The organism is Streptomyces sp. SudanB25_2051 (assembly GCF_964272635.1).
Lineage (GTDB): Bacteria > Actinomycetota > Actinomycetes > Streptomycetales > Streptomycetaceae > Streptomyces.
This window is the reverse complement of sequence record NZ_OZ186787.1, coordinates 581,557-599,138: the sequence shown is the minus strand read 5'-3', so window position 1 is coordinate 599,138 and position 17,582 is coordinate 581,557. Positions and strand designations below refer to the sequence as shown.

Genomic DNA, 17,582 nt, shown 5'->3' with positions numbered 1-17,582 from the left:
CTTCGAATCGTTGTGCGATGCCGGGGAAGGATACGTCAGCGGTCTGACACAGCCGCCGCGGGCACGGTTCGCCGCAACCGGCCGGACGCGCCGCCCGGCCGGTCCCCGGCGCGGAGACACCGCGCGCCGCGCGCCTCAGTTCATGTAGGCGTTCTCCCAGGCCACTTCGGCACGGCAGGCGTGGGGGTCGGTGCGGCGCACGGTGAGGGTCACCTCGCGGGTGCCGCCCGGCACCGCCTGGTTCAGCGTCTGCGCGGCGAGGTCGCGGGCCTCGTGGGCGCCCTCGGCCAGGGGCGCCTTCGCCGCCGCCAGGGTCCACCGCACCGCCGCCTCACAGCCCTGGGGCGCCCGCACCCGGATCGTGCCGTGGAGGGTGTCGTACTCCTCGCCCGAGGGCGGGGTGAAGGCGGTCGTCACCGTCTTGCCGGCCGCCACGTCCCACGTCCAGGTGTTCGGCGTGCACGAAGCGGCCTTCGCCCCCGTGGCCAGGCACTCCGGTTTCGTACCGCTCCGGTAGGCCAGGGGCTTGTCCGGGGTGCTCACGATGTAGCCGAGCACCAGCAGCACCAGGATCAGAAGGCCGCAGCCGCCCTTGCCGCCCCCGGACGGGCTGGTGGAGGAACCGGTCCCGGCCGGCGCGGGCGCGGGCGCGGGCGGCCGCGCGGGGGGAGCGGCGGGCCCGGCGGTCCGCGGCGCGGCGGCCTTGACCGTCCGCGGCGCGGCGGCAGGACGGGAGGACCGGTGCTGTGTGCGGGGCGGGCCGCCGGACGGCGCTCCGGCTGAGGCGCCGTCCCGGACGGCGCGCAGGCGTTCGACCGTCTCCCGCGCGCTCTGCGGCCGGTCCGCGGGGTCGCGCGCCAGCAGGTCCGCGACGAGCGCGGTCAGCGCGGGCGGCGCGTCGGGGAGGAAGTCGGTGAGCGGCGGGGCGTCCTCCAGGGTCTTGCGCAGCGCGATGATCCGATGGTCCATCGACTCGAACGGCATCCGGCCGGTGAGGAGCACGAAGAGGACGCCGCCCAGCGCGTAGAGGTCCGACCGGTGGTCGCCCTTGCCGTCGAACTGCTCCGGAGCCCCGTACGCGAGGGTGCCCGCGGGCCCGAGTTCGGTCGACGATGCCAGGTCGAAGGAGGTCTGCGTCCGGAGGAACCCGGCGACGCCGAAGTCCAGGACCTTCACCCCGCCGGTCTCGGTGACCATGACGTTGCCCGGCTTGATGTCGTAGTGGACCACCTGCGCCGCGTGCGCGGCGGCGAGGCCCAGGCAGATCTTCTCGGCGATGCTCAGCGCGCGGGGGAGGGGCAGGGGCCCCTCGTCGTGGAGCAGGTCCTTGAGGGACCTGCCGTGGATCCGCTCCATGACGAGGAACGGCATGCCGGTGTGCATCCCCCGGTCGTACAGGACGACGACGTGGGGGTGGCTGATCTGCGCGACGGCCACCGCCTCGCGCTCGAAGCGCCGCAGGGCCGGCTCGTCGCCGGCCCGGTGGGGCAGGATCAGCTTGATCACCACGTCCCGGTGCAGGCTCTTGTCACGGGCGGCCCACGCCTCGCCCATACCGCCCCGGCCGAGCTGCTCCCTCAGCTCGTACCGGCCCGCGATCAAGTCTCCCTGCCACACGGGCCTGCTCCTTCACCTCGGACCCGGCACGCGGGTCTGCGACGACAGTCGTGACAGGAGCCATCCGACCAGGCGTCACGGGCGGTGCCATAGCCGGTCCGTGCAGCCGTAGCCCGCTTGTGACGCAACGACCGGCCCCCGCACCATCAGGCCCCGCCGCCCCGCCGCCCGCGCAACGACCGGGCCCCGCAGGCATGAGGCCCCGCCCGCCCCGGCCGCCGCGCAACGCCCGGCCCCCGGTCCGCCCGTCCCGGGCTACCCCCACGCCCCCGCGCGGCCCAGCACGAAGTCGTACGCCTCCGACGCGCGGAACGCGCCCTGGCCCTCGCGGAACAGCAGGCCCGCCCGCCGGAACGCGGGGTCGTCCGCCGTCGCGGGGACGTACGGCACCGCGACGCACCGCATGCCCGCCGCGTGTGCCGCCTCCGCGCCCGGCGGGGCGTCCTCCATGACGACGCACTCGGCCGGGTCGGCGCCCAGCCGGCGGGCGGCCTCCAGGAACACGTCCGGCTCCGGTTTGCCGCGGGGGACCTCCTCGGCGGAGACCACGGCGCGGAAGTACCCCGACAGGCCCGTGCCGGCGAGCACCGCCTCGATGGCCGCCCGCGAGGAGCCCGACGCGACGGCCATCGGCACACCCTCGGCGTGCAGCCGCTCCACCAGCAGCCGCATCTCGGGGAAGACCTCGGTCCCGGCGCGGGCCAGCTCCAGGTAGTGCCGGTTCTTTCCGGCCAGCAGCTCCTCCAGCGGCGCGTCGATGCCGTACTCGGCCTTCAGCGCCCGCAGCGTCTCGCGCGTGCCGATGCCGATGAAGTCCGTGTGCCGCTTCCAGTCGAAGCCGGTCACGCCGTAGGCCGCGAGGAGCCTGCGCCCGGCCTCGTAGTAGTTCGGCTCGCTGTCGACCAGCGTGCCGTCCAGGTCGAAGACGACGGCGGTCATCCGTTCTCCCTCCCGCCGCCCCGCGGCGCGTAGTGGTGGACGTCGGCGGTCACCCGGTCTCCCTCCCGCCGCCCCGAGGAGCCCTCGCCTCGCGGCCGACCGACTCCACCAGCGGCAGCAGCCGGAACGGCACCCGTTCGCGCAGCGCCACCTCCGTGCGCGTCCGTACGACGCCCGGAAGCCGGATGAGCCGCTGGATGACGTCCTCCAGATGGGCGTTGTCCCGCGCCACCACCCGCGTCAGCAGGTCCCCGCCGCCCGTGATCGAGAACGCCTCGACGATCTCCGGTACGGCGGCGAGCGCGTCGCCCACCTCGTCCAGGTGCCCCTGCGTCACCTCGACGTGCACGAAGGCGAGCACCGGGTGGCCCAGCGCGGCGGGGGAGAGGAACGGACCCGTGCCGGTGATCACGCCCTCCCGTTCCAGGCGGTCGAGCCGGGCCTGGAGGGTGCCGCGCGCGACGCCGAGGATCCGCGCGTACTCCCGCACGCTCGTACGAGGCTGTTCGATCAGCAGCCGGAGGATGCGTGTGTCCAGTTCGTCGACCGGCATGGTCCGTCGCCCCCTCGTGGCCGGGCAGTCCGTATGCCGACTGTACCAATGGCCTGTCGGACGCCGTCCGGTTCCGGCCGACGGTCCGGACGGCCCCGCGCGCGTCCGAATGGCCGAGGGAACGTTTCTCCCCGACCCGCCGACGACTTGGCCGAAAATCGCCGAAAGTCCGGCCCGAAGGGCTCCGCACACCCCGTGACCACGGTGTCGCCCCTCCCGGTGACGTGCGCGGGGCCACCGTGTGTCGGATCAAATCACCGCAGGGGCGACGCGTACCGTTGACGGCCCATGAGCTGCGGCGTATCACTTTCGGCTAGTGCCGTAACTCTCTCCTTCCAGGGAGGTGTTCCCTCTGTGGCGACGCGACGCGCGTTCCTCGCCGGCTCGACCGCAGTAATCTCCGCCACCCTCCTGCCCCCCTCTCCCGAAGCACACGCCGAGGCCGGGAGCCAGCTCATGCGTGAACCGCAGCTCATCGGAATCCCCCTCAGCGACGTCCTGCTGCTCGGCGGTGCCGTCGCGCCGGGGCCCTCCGGCAAGCAGGCCCTGTGGAACGCGTCGACGGGCAAGCCCGCCCGTCTCAACGCCATGGACCCCACGACCGGTGATCTGCTCGTCAGCGCCCCGCTGACCGGAGGCGACGGCGCCTGGGCCGTCACCGCCGCCCCCAGCGGCGTCTACGCGGGCACCTACGGAAACGCGCATCTGTACCGCTGGAAGCCCGGCTCCGGCGACGTCGCCGAGGACCTGGGCCTCCCGGCCGCCGGCCAGACCTTCATCTGGGCGCTGGCCACCGACGCCGACGGCAAGATCTGGGGCGGTACGTTCCCCGGCGGCAAGGTGTTCCGCTTCGACCCGGACACCGGCGCCTTCACCGACTTCGGCCAGGCCGTCGCCGGCCAGACGTACGTGCGCAGCATCGCGTGCGCCGGCGGCAAGGTCTACAGCGGCGCGTACGCGGCCGCCCACATCGCCGAACTCGACCCCGTCACCCGCACCTTCACGCAGCTGCCGACGCCTCCGGGCCTCGGCACGATCACCGGCAAGCCGGTCTACGACCTCAACGCGTACGACAACCGGCTGTACGCCCGCATCGGCTCCGACGCCCCGAACCCGCTGTACGTCTTCGACCTCGCCACCCGCACCTGGTCGGACCCCATCCCGGAGGTCCACGGCCTGAGCGTCTGCCCGCCCGGCGAGGACGGCGCCGTCTACTTCTTCCAGCGCAGCGAACTGCGCCGCTACGACCCCGCTACCGGCGCGAACACCGGTACCGGCCTGTTCCTCACCGGCAAGGTGCAGAACGCCCGCTCGTTCGGGTGGGCCGAACTGGGCCTGCCCGACTACCCCGGGCGCAGCGTCGTCGGCACCCTGTGGCGCGGCGACATGTTCCGGTACAACCCGACGACCGGCGCCCACGCCGTCCTCGCCACCAAGGTCCGCAAGGAGCCCATCGACATCCAGGCCCTGGCGGCGGGCGGGCGCCGGACCATCTACGCCGGCGGCTTCCTCAACGGCGGCCTGTCCGCGGTGAACACCATCACGGGCACGCCGTCCTTCCACCGGTTCGGTCAGATCGAGGCCATCCTGCGGGACTCCGAGGGCACGGTCTGGATCGGCCAGTACCCCGACGCCCGGCTGTTCCGCTACGAACCGGACCAGCCGTGGAACAGCCCCGAGTACTCCCCGGAGGGGCCGCCCGGCACGCCCGCCAACCCCCAGGTCGTCGTCACCCTGAAGCCGGAGCTCCAGGCGCGCGCCCGCTGCCTCGCCGAGGCGGACGGGAAGATCGCCGTGGGCACGGTCCCGGACGGCAACCGGCTGGGCGGCGGACTCGCCGTGTACGACAAGGCCAGCGGCGCCTGGACGTTCACCCGCAATGTCGTCCAGGACATGTCGATCATCGCGCTCACCGCCGACGGCGGCGTCGTCTACGGCGGCGCGTCGATCTTCGGCGGCCTCGGCACGACCCCGCCCACCCGGACCGCCGGCGCCGTCTTCGCCTGGGACGTCGCCGCCGCCCGGAAGCTGTGGGAGCTCGAACTGGTCCAGGGCATAGCGTCGGTCAGCGCGGTCGAGGTGTTCGCCGGCGTGGTGTGGGCGCTCGCCGGGCATTCGCTGTTCGCCATCGACCCGGACGGCCCGACGATCCTGCACCGCCTCGAACTGGGCACCCGCAGCAACGACGGGTCGATAGTGATCAGCCGCCGCAAGCTCTACGTCTCCGTCGACGGCGCGCTGATCTTCCGGGTCGACCCGCTCTACCCGGACCGCGATCCGCACCTGCTGGTCAACTTCCCGCACCGGCGGCTCGCCGCCCACGAGGGGTGGCTGTACCTCAGCCGCGGCCCCGAGCTGTACAAGGTCGACGTGCGTCGCTGACGCCCGGACACCACCGGCGCCATGCCATTGACAGCCCGATTTCTGCCCGGTTACTTTCGGCCCAGACCGAAAGTGACCGGGCTCGCGTATCCTTCTCAGGCCCTGCGGAGGCCCATATGACGACAGGCTTCAAGCGCGCCATCACCCCCGTCGCCCTCCTCGCCGCGGCCTCCCTGCTGGCCGGCTGCGGCGGTGGCGGCGGGTCCGGATCGAACGACGTCACCGTCTGGATGTACCCCGTCATCGCGGACCCCGAGGCCAACTCCGCCTACTGGGCGCAGATCGAGAAGGACTTCGAGGCGGCCCACCGCGGCACGGACCTCACCATCGAGGAACAGCCCTGGGAGAACCGCGACGAGAAGCTCGCCACCGCCTTCGGCAGCGGCAAGGGCCCCGACGTGGTCCTGCTCAACCCCGACCAGGTCCCGCAGTACCTCGGCAACGGCGCCATCCGCCCCGTCGACAAGGCCGTCGAGGACATCAAGGAATCGTTCCTGCCCAACGCCCTCAAGGCCCTCACCCACGACGGCAAGCTGTACGCGGTGCCCATCTACCACACCGTCACCACGACGCTCTACAACAAAAAGCTCCTCGACCGGGCCGGGATCGACAAGCCGCCCGCCACCTGGGACGAGATCAAGGCCGCCGCGCCGAAGCTGAAGCAGGCCGGCGTCGCCACCCTCGACTACTCGGCCAGCAACGAGGCGACCCTCAACCTCAACTTCTACCCGCTGCTGTGGCAGGCCGGCGGCACGGTGTTCACGGAGGACGGCAAGAAGGCCGCCTTCAACGGGCCCGAGGGCGTCGCCGCGCTCACCTTCCTCACCGACCTCTACAAGGCGGGCGCCATCCCCAAGTCGGCCCTCACCAACACCAACATCTTCGCCGACCACCCCCTCGGCAAGCAGCAGGTCGCCATGGGCTTCGCCAGCACGCTCGCCGACGCGGAACTGGCCCGCAAGACCTGGGGTGCCGAGAACGTGGTCGTCGGCAAGCCGCTCGGCGACGTCAAGCAGGTTTCCTTCGGCGTCCCCGGTGGCCTCGGCCTCAACGCCGCATCCCGCAACGTCGCCGGGGCGGAGAAGTTCCTCGCGTTCATGGCGGAGCCGGCCCGCATCCAGAGCCTCGGCAAGGCGAGCGGCTTCCTGTCGCCGCGCACCGACGTGACCGTCCCCAGCGACGCCCCGTACGCCAAGCAGTTCCAGGAGGCGCTGCCCTTCGCGTACCCCGGTGAGCCCAGCCCCGTCGCCCGCCAGCTGATGTCGCTGATCGCACCCGAGATCCAGGCCGCGCTCACCGGGCGCAAGAGCCCCAAGGAAGCCCTGGACGCGGCGGCCGCGCAGGCCGACGACCTGCTGGCGCGGCAGCGTTGACCGCCGGCACGGCCGGCGAGCGGACCGCACCGACCCCCGAGCCCGTCGCCGTACCCGGCCCGCCCCTCCCGGCGGGCCGGCCGGCCCGGCCGGTCCGCCGCCGCGAGGCACGCGTCGGGCTCCTGTTCGTCGCGCCGATGCTGCTGCTGTTCCTGGTCTTCCGCTTCGGCCCGACCATCGGCGCGGCGTTCCTGTCGCTCACCGACTACCGGCTCAGCGGCGACTGGCGGTTCATCGGGATCGACAACTACGCCCGCCTCCTCCAGGACGACCTGTTCTGGTCCAGCCTCGGCGTCACCGCCCTCTACACGCTGTTCTTCGTGCCGCTCACGGTCGCCCTGTCGCTCGGCACGGCCCTGCTGCTGCACCGCACGGTCTGGGCGCGCGGCTTCTTCCGCGGCGTGTTCTTCCTCCCGTACGTCACGAGCATCGTCCTCGCCGCCGTCATCTGGAAGTGGATCTACGACGTCGAGGACGGCCTGCTCAACGCGGCGCTCGGCGTCCTCTCGCTGGGCCCCGTCGACTTCCTCGGCGACGAGCGGCTCGTCCTGCCCGCCATCGCGGCCACCTCCGCGTGGAAGGGATTCGGCTATTCGATGCTGATCCTCCTCGCCGGACTCCAGTCCATCCCCCGCGAGGTCACCGAGGCCGCCGTCATCGACGGCGCCACCGGCTGGCGGCGGCTGCGCTGGGTGACGCTGCCGCTGCTGCGCCCCGTGCTGTTCTTCGTCCTGGTCATCGAGGCTATCGGGGCGTTCCAGGTGTTCGACGCGATGTACGTGATGACGGCGGGCGGGCCGGTGCGGGCCAGCTACTCCCTCGTGTACTTCCTCTACGACACGGGCTTCAAGTTCTTCGACTTCGGCTACGCGAGCGCGCTGGGCCTGGTGCTGTTCCTGGTGGTCCTGGTGTTCTCGCTGATCCAGCGGCGGCTGATCGGACGGGACGACTGATGGCGAGAGTGCGGCTGCCGGTTCTGCTGGCCCTGGTGGCGCTGGTGACCATGACGCCGTTCGTGGTGATGGTGCTGGTCGCGTTCGCGCCGCCCGGCGGGAAGACCCTGCCGGGCGCGTTCGACCTGACGCGGGCCACCTGGGAGAACTTCTCCGCCGTGCTGTCCGGCGCCGACATCGGCCGCTGGGCCGCCAACTCCCTGGTGTACTCGCTGGTGTCCGTCGTGCTGATCCTGCTGTTCGCGTCGATGGCCGGCTACGCCTTCGCCAAGAAGCGCTTCCCGGGGCGCGAGGTGCTGTTCTGGTCGTTCCTGGCGACGCTGATGGTGCCGTTCCAGGCGACGCTCATCCCGTACTTCGTCCTCGTCTCCCGGCTCGGCGGCGTCGACACGTACTGGGGACTGATCGTCCCGACGCTCGCCAACTCGCAGGCCGTCTTCCTCATGCGGCAGTTCATCGCGCAGCTGCCCGACGAGCTGTTCGAGGCGGCGAAGATCGACGGGGCGTCGGAGTGGCGGATCTACACCACCGTCGTCATCCCGCTCATCACCCCGGTCCTGGCGACCCTCGGCGTGTTCGTCTTCCTGTGGCACTGGAACGACTTCCTGTGGCCGCTCGTCATCGGCCAGTCCTCCGAGATGCGCACCCTCACCGTGGGCCTCGCGACGCTGGAGGGCGAGAACGTCGCCGTCAACCAGATCATGGCCGGCGCGACCATCACCGTCCTGCCCTGCCTGCTGGTCTTCGGCCTGCTCCAGCGCTACCTGACCGACTCCATCGCGACGACCGGCCTCAAGAGCTGAACCCGCGCCGCCGACCGGTCACACCGCGCGGAGCCTGGGCAGCACGTCCGTCCCGTACGCCTCGATGGCGCGCAGCGCGTCCGCCTGCGGCATACCGGGCGGCTGCACGCGCAGCACCACCCCGTCGGCGCCCATCGCCGCGTAGTGGCCGAGCCGGTCGGCGCACTCCTCGGGCGAGCCGATCACCGAGCGGGCCGCGATGTCGTCCCACTCCTGCGCGTACCGCGCCGCGTCCTGCGAGGTGCGCTTCCAGTCGCCGTACGCGTCGTACAGCCCGCGCAGCGGCTCCTCCAGCGCGGCCCGCGCCAGCTGCGTGGTGGGAGCGCAGTAGCCCTCCCGGCAGACGACGACCTCCGCCCCGAGGCTTCCCGCGCCCCTCGGGTACGAGAGGTACTCGGCGATCTTGCCGGGCAGGTCGGCGTCCAGCTCGTTGAACGACGTCGTCCAGCCGTCGCACATCCGCGCCGTCCGCTCCAGCGCGGTCGGCACCCGCCCGCCGTTCCAGATCCGCGGTCGCGGCGCCTGCACCGGGCGCGGCGAGAGGAACGCCCCCTCCAGGGAGGTGAACCGGCCCTCGTGGGTGACCTCGTCCTCCGTCCACAGCCGCGTCACCAGCTCCAGGCACTCCTCGAACCGCGCCACCCGCTCGCGCGGCTGCGTGCCGTACAGCGTGAACTCCTCCGGCCGGTAGCCCAGGACGAAACCGGCCGTCAGCCGCCCGCCCGACAGCACGTCGATGTGGGCGAGCGTCTCCGCCAGCCACACCGGGTGGTACACGGGCGCGATCAGCCCCGCCGTCGCGAGCCCGATCCGCTCCGTGTGCGCCGCCAGATACGCCAGGGAGGTGATCGCCTCGTGGTAGCCGGGACGGTGCAGATGCCGCTCCCCGAGCACCACCCAGGCGAAGCCCGCCTCCTCCGCGAGCCGCACCTGCTCCACCGCGTCGGCGAGCCGCGGTCGGTCGGCCTTGTCGGCGTAGAGGTTCACGTAGAGGCCGAGGCGCATGGCACCGGTTCCTTCCTTTACGGTCCGGGCCGTAAAGGCTAGCGTGAACGCGCACCGCGGCGACAGACCGTGGGACAAGACGACAGACCGTCAGACCGCACGTCAGACAGCACCGTCCTACAGGGGGTCGTTGATGTCCGCTACCGAGGAACTCGCCGGACGGCTGCGCGGCACCGTCCTGCCCGCCGTGCTGACGCCCATGGACGCCACCGGCGCCGTCGACTACCCGGCGCTGCGCCGGTACGCCGAACGGGTGGCCGCCGAGCGGATCGGCGGGGTCGCCGTGTGGGCGCACACCGGGCGCGGGCTGCACCTGTCGGCGGCCGACCGCAGGCGGGTCCTCGAGGTGTGGCGGGACACCGTGGACCTCCCCGTCGTCGCCGGGGCCGGCGTACCGCGCGCGCTGCGGGGCGCGCCGCTGGAGGACGCCGAGGACGCGGCGGTCGCCATGGCGGCGGAGGCCGCGGAGCTCGGCGCCGACGCCGTGATGGTGTACCCGATGGCCCGCCACCACGCCCTGCCGGACGGGACGGAGCGCGCGGTACGGCTCCACGAGCGGGCGGCCGAGGCGAGCGGGCTGCCCGTGCTGGGCTTCTTCCTGCACGGCGAGGCGGGCGGGTACCCGTACTCCCCGGAGCTGATCCGGCGGCTGCTGGCCCTGCCGTCGGCGGCCGGCATCAAGATCGCCACGCTGGACCGGGCGGTGGACTGCCAGGACGCCGTCCGCGCGGCGGAGGGGACCGGCGCCCTGGTGGTGACCGGCGAGGACCGGATGTTCGGCCCGTCCCTCATGTGGGGCGCGGACACGGCCCTGGTGGGCATCGCCGCCGCCCGCGCGGGCCTCACCACCGCCGTGCTCGACGCCTGGACGGCAGGGGACGCCGCGGGCTTCCTGCGCGCCTCGGGGCGCCTGGACCGGTTCGCGGAGGCGACGTTCCTCGCGCCCATCGAGGGCTACGTCCAGCGGATGCTGTGGGCCGCCGTCTGGGAGGGCGCCGTCCCCGAGGAGGCCGCCTTCGACCCGTACGGGCCGCCGCTGCCCGCAGCCGAGCGGCGCGCCGTCGTCGCCTGCCTGGAGCGGCTCGCCAAGGAGGAGGACGGCGCCGCGGACTGAGCGCGCGGCGCCGGGGCCCCTCGGCACCCCGGGCCCCCTCCGGCCGCCCGCCGCCCCGTGGGGGCGCGGATTGGCGAGGACCCGTCGGGGCCCGGGCGCCCCGACGGCGGTCAGCCCCTGCCGGCGCCGCCGTCAGCCGGCCGGGACCCGGCGCGCCGCCCGGCGCAGGGCGCCGGCGACACGGTCGACGTGCCCGGCGCCGTACGCCTCGTTCCACGGCAGCGCCAGCAGCGTCCGCCCGATCAGCTCCTCCGCGCGCGGGCACAGCCCCGTACGGCCCCCGGGCACGGCCGGGTTGGCGTACAGCGGGCGCTCCAGATAGCCGGGCAGCGCCGGTACGCCCTCGGCCGCCAGCTTCTTCGCCCAGCGCGCGTTGTCCCCGACCAGCAGCGGGACCATCCACCACGCGTGCCCCGTCGGCTCACCGGCGAGCGCCACCCCGTCCAGGCCCTCCAGCGCGTCCAGCAGCCGCCCGGCCGCCGCGCGCCGCGCCCGTACGACCCCGCCGACCTTCGCCAGCTGGGCCCGCGCCACGGCCGCGACCAGCTCCGGCATCCGGTAGTTGAGGCCCATCTCGCGGTGGATGCGGCCCTCCGAGCGGTCCCAGCCCTTGTCCATGAACAGCCGCATCCGCCGGGCCAGAGCCGGGTCGTCCGCGATGGCCAGGCCGCCGTCGCCCGCCGTGATGTGCTTGTACTGCTGCAGGCTGAAACAGGCGATGTCCCCGACCGTGCCCAGCAGCCGCCCCGCCGCGTCCTCGCCCAGCCACGCCTGCGCGCAGTCCTCCACCAGCGGCAGCCCGTGCCGGTCGCAGATCTCCCGCAGCCGCGCCACGTCCGCCGCTCCGCCGAACAGGTGAACGGCGATCACCGCCCTGGTGCGCGGGGTGATCGCGGCCTCCACGGCGTCCGGGTCGAGATTGCCGTCGGCGGCGCGCACATCCGCGAAGACCGGCCGCGCCCCGTGCACCAGGACCGGCGCGACCGTGCCGAAGTCGGAGATCGGCGTCGTCACCACCTCGTCGCCGGGGCCCACCCCGCACGCGGCGACCGCCAGGTGCAGCGCCGCCGTGCCCGACGAGCACGCCACCGCGTGCGGACGTCCGTACAGCGCGGCCATCTCCGCCTCCAGCGACCGCGCCTCCGCGCCGAACGCGCTGCACAGCACCGCCGAGTCGAGCACCCGCAGCACCGCCTCGCGCTCCTGCGCGCCGATCGTCCTGCCGTCCGGGTCGAGCACCGTGGGCAGGGGGATTTCCGGTTCGGGCATCGGGTTACTATCCTTCCGCCAAAGACGCGGTTACGGTCTGGGCCGAAACTAAGACCCCTGTGGACGGGCGTCAACCAGCCCCACGGACGCACCCCGCCGCACCTCGCCAAGACGAACGGAGACCGGCCGATGGCGCTCACGGTCGGCGTGATAGGCCCCGAGGACCTGGTCGACAAGGTCGTCGCCGTCGGCGGCGAGACCGCGGCGGCCCGGCTGCTCGCGCTGCCGTACCGGCACGAGGACGAGACGCCCGACGCGGTCGTCGGCGCCCGCTCCCGCGTCGACGCCCTGCTGTTCACCGGCGTCGTCCCGCACACCCTCGCCGCGGGCGCCGGCCTCGTCGACCGGCCCGCGATGTACGTCCCGTACAGCGGCGCCACACTCCTGCGGGCCCTGGTGGAGCTGCTGCGGCTGGGCCACGACGTGTCGCGGATCTCCATCGACACGCTCAGCCGCGCGGAGGTGACCGAGACGCTCACGGAGGCGAAGCTGCCCACCGAGCACGTCCGCGTCCTGCCCTACCGCCCCGGCCTCACCTCCCAGGACCTGGTCGACTTCCACCTCGCCGCGCACCAGCGGCACGGCACCACCGTCGCCCTCACCTGCCTCGGCTCGGCCTACCACCAGCTGGAGCACCGCCTCCCCGCCGTACGGCTCGCCCCGTCCCGCCACTCCATACGCGCCACCCTGCGCGCCCTCGTGCTCGCCACCACCGGTGCGCACAGCGGTGACGCGCAGGTCGCCCTCGGCATCGTGGACCTGCCGGCCGTCGACGAGGAGCTCGCCGCGGACCTCGCCGTCCTCGGCGGCAGCCTCGCCGGGCTCCCCGACGGCAGCCGCCTCGCGGTGACCACCCGCGGCGCGCTGGAGAAGGCCACCGAGCAGTTCACCCGCCTGCCGTTCCTCGACGGGCTCGCCGCCCGGCACGGCTCCGCGCACGTCGGCTTCGGCCTCGGCCGGACCGCGGCCGAGGCGGAGGCGCTGGCCCGGCGGGCCGTCAACCGGGCCCGGTCGGTCGGACCGGTCGCCGGGGTCGTGTGCATGAAGGACGACATCGACATCGTCATCGCCCACGACTCCGGGGACATCCCCGGGCCCGCCGCCGCGCCGGCGGAGGCCACCGGACTGCTCGCCCGCCGTGTCGGCCTCAACCCGCAGACCCTGGAGCGGCTGCGGGAGCTGGTCGCCGCCGAGGAGGAGTCCGGCATCACCGCGCACCGCGTCGCCGAACACCTCGACGTCCAGCAGCGCACCGCCCGGCGCATCCTCAAGCGCCTGGAGCGCGCGGGCGTCGCCGTCCCCACCGGCAGCCGGCAGGAAGGACGCACCGGCCGCCCGCCCATCGTCTACCGAGTACGTCTCTAGGCCCGACGCCGAGGGCGGGGCCGTGACCCGGAGGAGCCGCGTGAAGATCCAGTCGATTCGCAGCCATGTCGTCCAGGCCCCCTACCGCCGTCCCTTCGCCATCAGCAGCGGCACCAGCCCCGACCTCGTCAGCCTCGTCGTGGAGGTGCGCACCGACGACGGCGCCACCGGCTACGGCGAGGCGTCGCCGATGACCGCGTACACCGGCGAGACCCTCGACGGGCTGCGCGCCGCGCTCACCGGCCACGCCGCGCCCGCCCTCGTCGGCCGCGACCCGCGCGACCTGGCCGGCGCCCACGCCGCCATGGACGCCGCCATCCGCGGCCAGCACCTCGCCAAGGCCGCCCTGGACCTCGCCCTGCACGACCTCGCCGGCCGCGCCGCGGGATGGCCCGCCCACCTGCTCCTCGGCGGACGGCTGCGCGACGAGGTGCCGACCGCCTGGGTCGTCGGCCTCGGCACGCCGGAGGAGATGACCAAGGAGGCCGCCGAGTACGCGGCGCGCGGCTTCACCCACATCAAGGTCAAGGGCGGCGAGGACCCGGACCTCGACGTGGAGCTGGTCCGCGCCGTGCGCGCCGCGATCCCGGACCGCACCGAGCTGTCCCTCGACGCCAACGAGGGCTACGACCCGTCCACCGCCGCCCGCACCGTGGCGCGCCTCGGCGACGAGGGCCTCGACCTCGTGGAGCAGCCGCTGCCCCGCTGGGACCTCGCCGGGATGGCCGCCCTGCGCGGGCGCGGCGGGCCGCGTGTGATGGCCGACGAGTCGCTCCAGTCGCTGCACGACGCCCTGGAGATCGTCCGGCGCGGCGCGGCCGACGTCCTCAACATCAAGATCCTCAAGGTGGGCGGACTCCACCGCGCCCGGCAGATCGCCGCGCTCGCGGAGGCCGCCGGGCTCGCCGTGAAGATCGGCACCATGCCGGAGCTGGGCGTCGCCACCCTCGCGGCCGCCCACCTCGCCGCCGCGCTGCCCCACGCGACGGTCCCCGCCGACCTCGTCGGCCCGCTGCTGGTGGAGGACGAACCGCTGGCCCCGGCGGCGTTCGCGAGCGCGGCCGACACCGGACACGTCGCCCTGCCGGACACACCGGGCCTCGGGCACGGACTGACCGCCCTGCCCGGCGGGGCGTGACGTCCTGCCGGGCAGGGCGTGACCGGCCTGCCGGGCACTCCTGGTCCAGTGGTTCCCACTGGCCGACCATGTGCCGGGTATCGCTGTGCCAATGGCCCAGTGATCGACGCACGATTTGAGCCACCGCCCCCGCGGATGTTTTGCTTGTCATATCCACGTATCAATGGCGCCGCGCAGCGCCGGACGGCAACGACGCCGTCCCGGACCGCGGCGCCTTCGTCGTGCCTCCGGACGCCCACCACCCCCGGGCACCTCCACGGCCGACGACGGCAAGACAGAACAGGGGGGCGGTACCACCGTCATGAAGAAGTTCTTCGTGGCCCCGGACCCGGGGTACCTCAGGCTCAGGAACGCGACCCGCGCCGTACTCGGCATCGCGCTCGCCGTCGCGCTCGCCGAACTGGCCGGTCTCTCGCTCACGGCGTCCATCACCGGAGGGCTCGCCGCGCTGCTGGCCCTGTTCACCGTCATGGACGGCACCGTCCGCGCCCAGCGGATCACCACCGCCCTGCTGCCGGCCGCCGGGCTCCCCGTGCTCGCCCTGGCCACGCTGCTGCGCGACGCGCCCCTCGCCCGGGACGCCGCGTTCCTCGCCGTCGTCTTCTGCGGGGTCTACGCCCGCCGCTGGGGCCCGCGCGGCCACGCGCTCGGCATCTTCGCCTTCATGCAGTTCTTCGTGGTGCAGTTCCTCCACGCCGCCCCCGCGCAGCTCCCGGAGCTGTACGCCGCCGTGGGCATCGCCCTGGCCGCCGCGGCCGCCGTGCGGTTCGCCGTCTGGCCCATCGAGCGCCGCACCCCGCCCGCCGCCGCGCCGGCCCCGCTGCCCGGACGCGGCCTGGCCCGCCCGACCACCCGCCAGGCCGTCCAGGTCACCATCGCGTGCGCCTTCGCCCTGGCCGTCGGGCAGGCGCTGTCCGAGGAGCGCTGGTACTGGGCGGTCGGCACCACCTGGTGGATCTTCGTCAACACCGCCTCGCGCGGCGAGACCCTCGTACGGGGCTTCCGCCGCGTCCTCGGCACCGTCATCGGCATCTTCGCCGGGCTGGTCGTCGCGCTGCCCCTGCACGGCGCGCCCGGCCCGACGGCCGTGCTCGTCGCCGTCTGCGTCTTCGGCATCTTCTACACGGCCCCCGTCTCGTACAGCTGGATGATGCTCGCCGTGACCGTGATGGCGGGGCTGCTGTACGGGCTGCTCGGCGTCCTCACGCCGGGGCTGCTGGTGCTGCGGGCCGCCGAGACGGGCGTCGGCGCGCTGTTCGCCGCGCTCGCCGTGACCTTCGTCCTGCCGGTCACCACCCACGCGACCAACGACGCGTGGATCCAGCGCGCCCTGCTCGCGGTGCGCCGCTGCACCGCCGAGGCCGCCGAACGGCTCGCCGGCTCGCCCACCGCCGACCCGGCCCCGCACGCCGCCGAGCTGGAGATGCTGCTGGGGCGCGTCCGGATGGCCCTGGCGCCACTCGTCCACCCGCTGAGCCCGTTCCGCGACCGCAAGGCCCGCGCCCGGCGGGTGCTCGCCCTGCTCGACGACTGCGCCCGCGAGGTGCGCGGGCTCGCCTCGGTGGCCGCCGACCCGGACGCCAGCCACGACGCCCGGCTCGCGGCCGCCTGCTGGCGCGTGGAGGCGGCCGTGGAGGCCCTGCTGGAGGGCCGCGAACGGGCCCTGCACGCCGAGGGCCGCGAGGCGCCCGCCGTGGCCGCCCCGGAGGGCGCCCCCGCCCCGGACGACACGGCCGCGGCCGCCGTACCGGCGCTGGCGCACCTGCGGGGCCTGGAGCGACTGCTCGCCGAGCTCGACGGGCCGCTGCGCACGAGGCCCCGCTCGCTGCTGGTGCGGTCCTGACCCCGGACGCACGCCTGCCGTGCATGGTCTAGACCGCAACTGCTAGCGTCGTCCCCGGCAACGCCAGGCACGGCCACGGGGGAGGGGCAGCGGTGGAGCGGCACGGGAACGAGGACACGGGGCCGGGCGGCGGCGTGAGGCGGGCGTTCATCGGGTCCTTCACCTCCGCCGGAGGCCACGGGATCACCGCCGCCACCGTCGACGGGGCGACCGGCGCCCTGACGCCCACCGGCGCCACGGACGCCGTCGCCGACCCGTCCTTCCTCGCCCTGCGGCCCGACGGCGCCGTGCTGTACGCCGTCTCCGAGACCGAGCGGGGCGCCGTCGCCGCCTTCGGCACCGACGGCCCGGCACCCCGCCTGATCGGCGCCCCCGAGCCCGTACGCGGCTCCGCGCCGACCCACCTCGCGTACACCGCGGGGCACGTCGTCGCCGCGCACTACGGCTCCGGCTCGGTCAGCGCCCAGCCCGTCCGCCCCGACGGCGCGCCCGGCCCGGTCACCGGCCTCGTACGGCACCGCGGAAGCGGCCCCGACCACGACCGGCAGGCCGCCCCGCACGCCCACCAGGTCCTCCCCGCGCCGGACGGGCGCCACCTGCTCACCGTGGACCTCGGCACCGACTCCGTACGCGTGTGCGTCCTCGACCCGGTCGCCGGGACGCTCACCGTCCGGCGCGAGACGGCTCTGCGCCCCGGCAGCGGACCGCGCCATCTCGCCTTCCACCCGTCGGGCGGCCACGCCTACGTCCTCTCGGAGCTGGCGCCGACGCTCACCGCGTGCCGCTGGGACGGCCGCACGGGCACCCTCGAACCCGTGGCGGAGGTCCCGGTGCGGCCGGCGGGCGCGACGGGGCCCGGCTACCCCTCGGCGCTCGCCGTCAGCCCCGACGGGCGGTTCGTGTGGGCCGCCGTGCGGGGCGACGACACCATCGCCGTCCTCCAGCTCGACGGCGCCGGCGAACGGCCCCGCCTGGTCGCCGCCGTGCCCTCGGGAGGCCGCTGGCCGCGCGACCTCGTCGCGGACCCGAGCGGGCGGCGGCTGTACGTGGCGAACGAGCGGTCCGGCGACGTGACCTGGTTCGACGTGGACCCCGCGACCGGGATCCCCTCACGCGCGGGCGCGGTCCCCGCCCCGGCGGCCTCCTGCGTCGTCCTCGCCTGACACCGACCGGACGCCCGGCCCGCGCACCCGCACCGGCACGGCCGGCCACCACGCCCGGCGGGCCC

Annotated in this window: 14 protein-coding genes; 9 read left to right on the top strand and 5 right to left on the bottom strand. The window is 74.3% G+C overall.

The genetic code is table 11. The features are described 5' to 3' along the window. Nucleotides 1-135 precede the first annotated feature (135 nt). The 3 genes from ACSUPT_RS02640 to ACSUPT_RS02630 all read right to left on the bottom strand — a co-directional run bounded on the left by ACSUPT_RS02640 (nt 136) and on the right by ACSUPT_RS02630 (nt 3,109). The gene (locus ACSUPT_RS02640; RefSeq protein WP_436943384.1) at nt 136-1,617 is read right to left on the bottom strand and encodes a serine/threonine-protein kinase; all 1,482 of its coding nucleotides are present in this window, start codon (nt 1,615-1,617) and stop codon (nt 136-138) included. 255 nt (nt 1,618-1,872) lie between these two features. Continuing rightward, a complete protein-coding gene (locus tag ACSUPT_RS02635; RefSeq protein WP_436943383.1) occupies nt 1,873-2,556 on the bottom strand; it encodes an HAD family hydrolase in 684 nt (227 codons plus the stop codon). Between the two features lie 49 nt (nt 2,557-2,605). Continuing rightward, a complete protein-coding gene (locus tag ACSUPT_RS02630; protein WP_351963726.1) occupies nt 2,606-3,109 on the bottom strand; it encodes an Lrp/AsnC family transcriptional regulator in 504 nt (167 codons plus the stop codon). 456 nt (nt 3,110-3,565) lie between these two features. Here ACSUPT_RS02630 and ACSUPT_RS02625 point away from each other — a divergent pair, with 456 nt between their 5' ends. The 4 genes from ACSUPT_RS02625 to ACSUPT_RS02610 all read left to right on the top strand — a co-directional run bounded on the left by ACSUPT_RS02625 (nt 3,566) and on the right by ACSUPT_RS02610 (nt 8,620). Further along, nucleotides 3,566-5,491, top strand: coding sequence for a hypothetical protein (locus tag ACSUPT_RS02625; protein ID WP_436943382.1), 1,926 nt, complete (start codon nt 3,566-3,568; stop codon nt 5,489-5,491). Between the two features lie 116 nt (nt 5,492-5,607). Then, nucleotides 5,608-6,864, top strand: coding sequence for an ABC transporter substrate-binding protein (locus ACSUPT_RS02620; protein ID WP_436943381.1), 1,257 nt, complete (start codon nt 5,608-5,610; stop codon nt 6,862-6,864). Further along, nucleotides 6,861-7,817 carry a carbohydrate ABC transporter permease gene (locus ACSUPT_RS02615; protein ID WP_351963723.1) on the top strand — a complete coding sequence of 319 codons (957 nt, stop codon included), beginning with the start codon at nt 6,861-6,863 and terminating at the stop codon, nt 7,815-7,817. Before ACSUPT_RS02620 ends, ACSUPT_RS02615 begins: the two co-directional genes overlap by 4 nt. Next, the gene (locus tag ACSUPT_RS02610; RefSeq protein WP_399217949.1) at nt 7,817-8,620 is read left to right on the top strand and encodes a carbohydrate ABC transporter permease; all 804 of its coding nucleotides are present in this window, start codon (nt 7,817-7,819) and stop codon (nt 8,618-8,620) included. The genes ACSUPT_RS02615 and ACSUPT_RS02610 overlap by 1 nt, the downstream gene beginning before the upstream one ends. An 18-nt stretch (nt 8,621-8,638) precedes the next feature. Here the strand turns inward: ACSUPT_RS02610 and ACSUPT_RS02605 are convergent, their stop codons facing one another. Further along, nucleotides 8,639-9,625, bottom strand: coding sequence for an LLM class flavin-dependent oxidoreductase (locus tag ACSUPT_RS02605; RefSeq protein WP_351963721.1), 987 nt, complete (start codon nt 9,623-9,625; stop codon nt 8,639-8,641). Between the two features lie 133 nt (nt 9,626-9,758). Here ACSUPT_RS02605 and ACSUPT_RS02600 point away from each other — a divergent pair, with 133 nt between their 5' ends. Further along, nucleotides 9,759-10,739 carry a dihydrodipicolinate synthase family protein gene (locus ACSUPT_RS02600; protein WP_351963720.1) on the top strand — a complete coding sequence of 327 codons (981 nt, stop codon included), beginning with the start codon at nt 9,759-9,761 and terminating at the stop codon, nt 10,737-10,739. 132 nt (nt 10,740-10,871) lie between these two features. On the opposite strand, the gene ACSUPT_RS02595 is transcribed toward ACSUPT_RS02600, so the two are convergent. Next, complete coding sequence (locus tag ACSUPT_RS02595; protein ID WP_436943380.1) at nt 10,872-12,008, bottom strand: DegT/DnrJ/EryC1/StrS family aminotransferase; 1,137 nt, start codon at nt 12,006-12,008, stop codon at nt 10,872-10,874. Nucleotides 12,009-12,137: 129 nt separating this feature from the next. On the opposite strand from ACSUPT_RS02595, the gene ACSUPT_RS02590 reads away from it, so the two are divergent. The 4 genes from ACSUPT_RS02590 (at nt 12,138) to ACSUPT_RS02575 (ending at nt 17,517) form a co-directional block, all read left to right on the top strand. After that, entirely contained in the window at nt 12,138-13,373 is a 1,236-nt protein-coding gene (locus ACSUPT_RS02590) for a hypothetical protein (protein WP_436943379.1), read from the top strand. Nucleotides 13,374-13,413: 40 nt separating this feature from the next. Next, complete coding sequence (locus ACSUPT_RS02585; RefSeq protein ID WP_399217952.1) at nt 13,414-14,511, top strand: mandelate racemase/muconate lactonizing enzyme family protein; 1,098 nt, start codon at nt 13,414-13,416, stop codon at nt 14,509-14,511. Nucleotides 14,512-14,812: 301 nt separating this feature from the next. Beyond that, nucleotides 14,813-16,354 (top strand): FUSC family protein, encoded by a 1,542-nt coding sequence (locus ACSUPT_RS02580; protein ID WP_365729971.1) that lies wholly within the window; start codon nt 14,813-14,815, stop codon nt 16,352-16,354. A 92-nt stretch (nt 16,355-16,446) separates the two neighbouring features. Then, entirely contained in the window at nt 16,447-17,517 is a 1,071-nt protein-coding gene (locus tag ACSUPT_RS02575) for a lactonase family protein (protein ID WP_361657042.1), read from the top strand. The last annotated feature ends 65 nt before the right edge of the window (nt 17,518-17,582 follow it).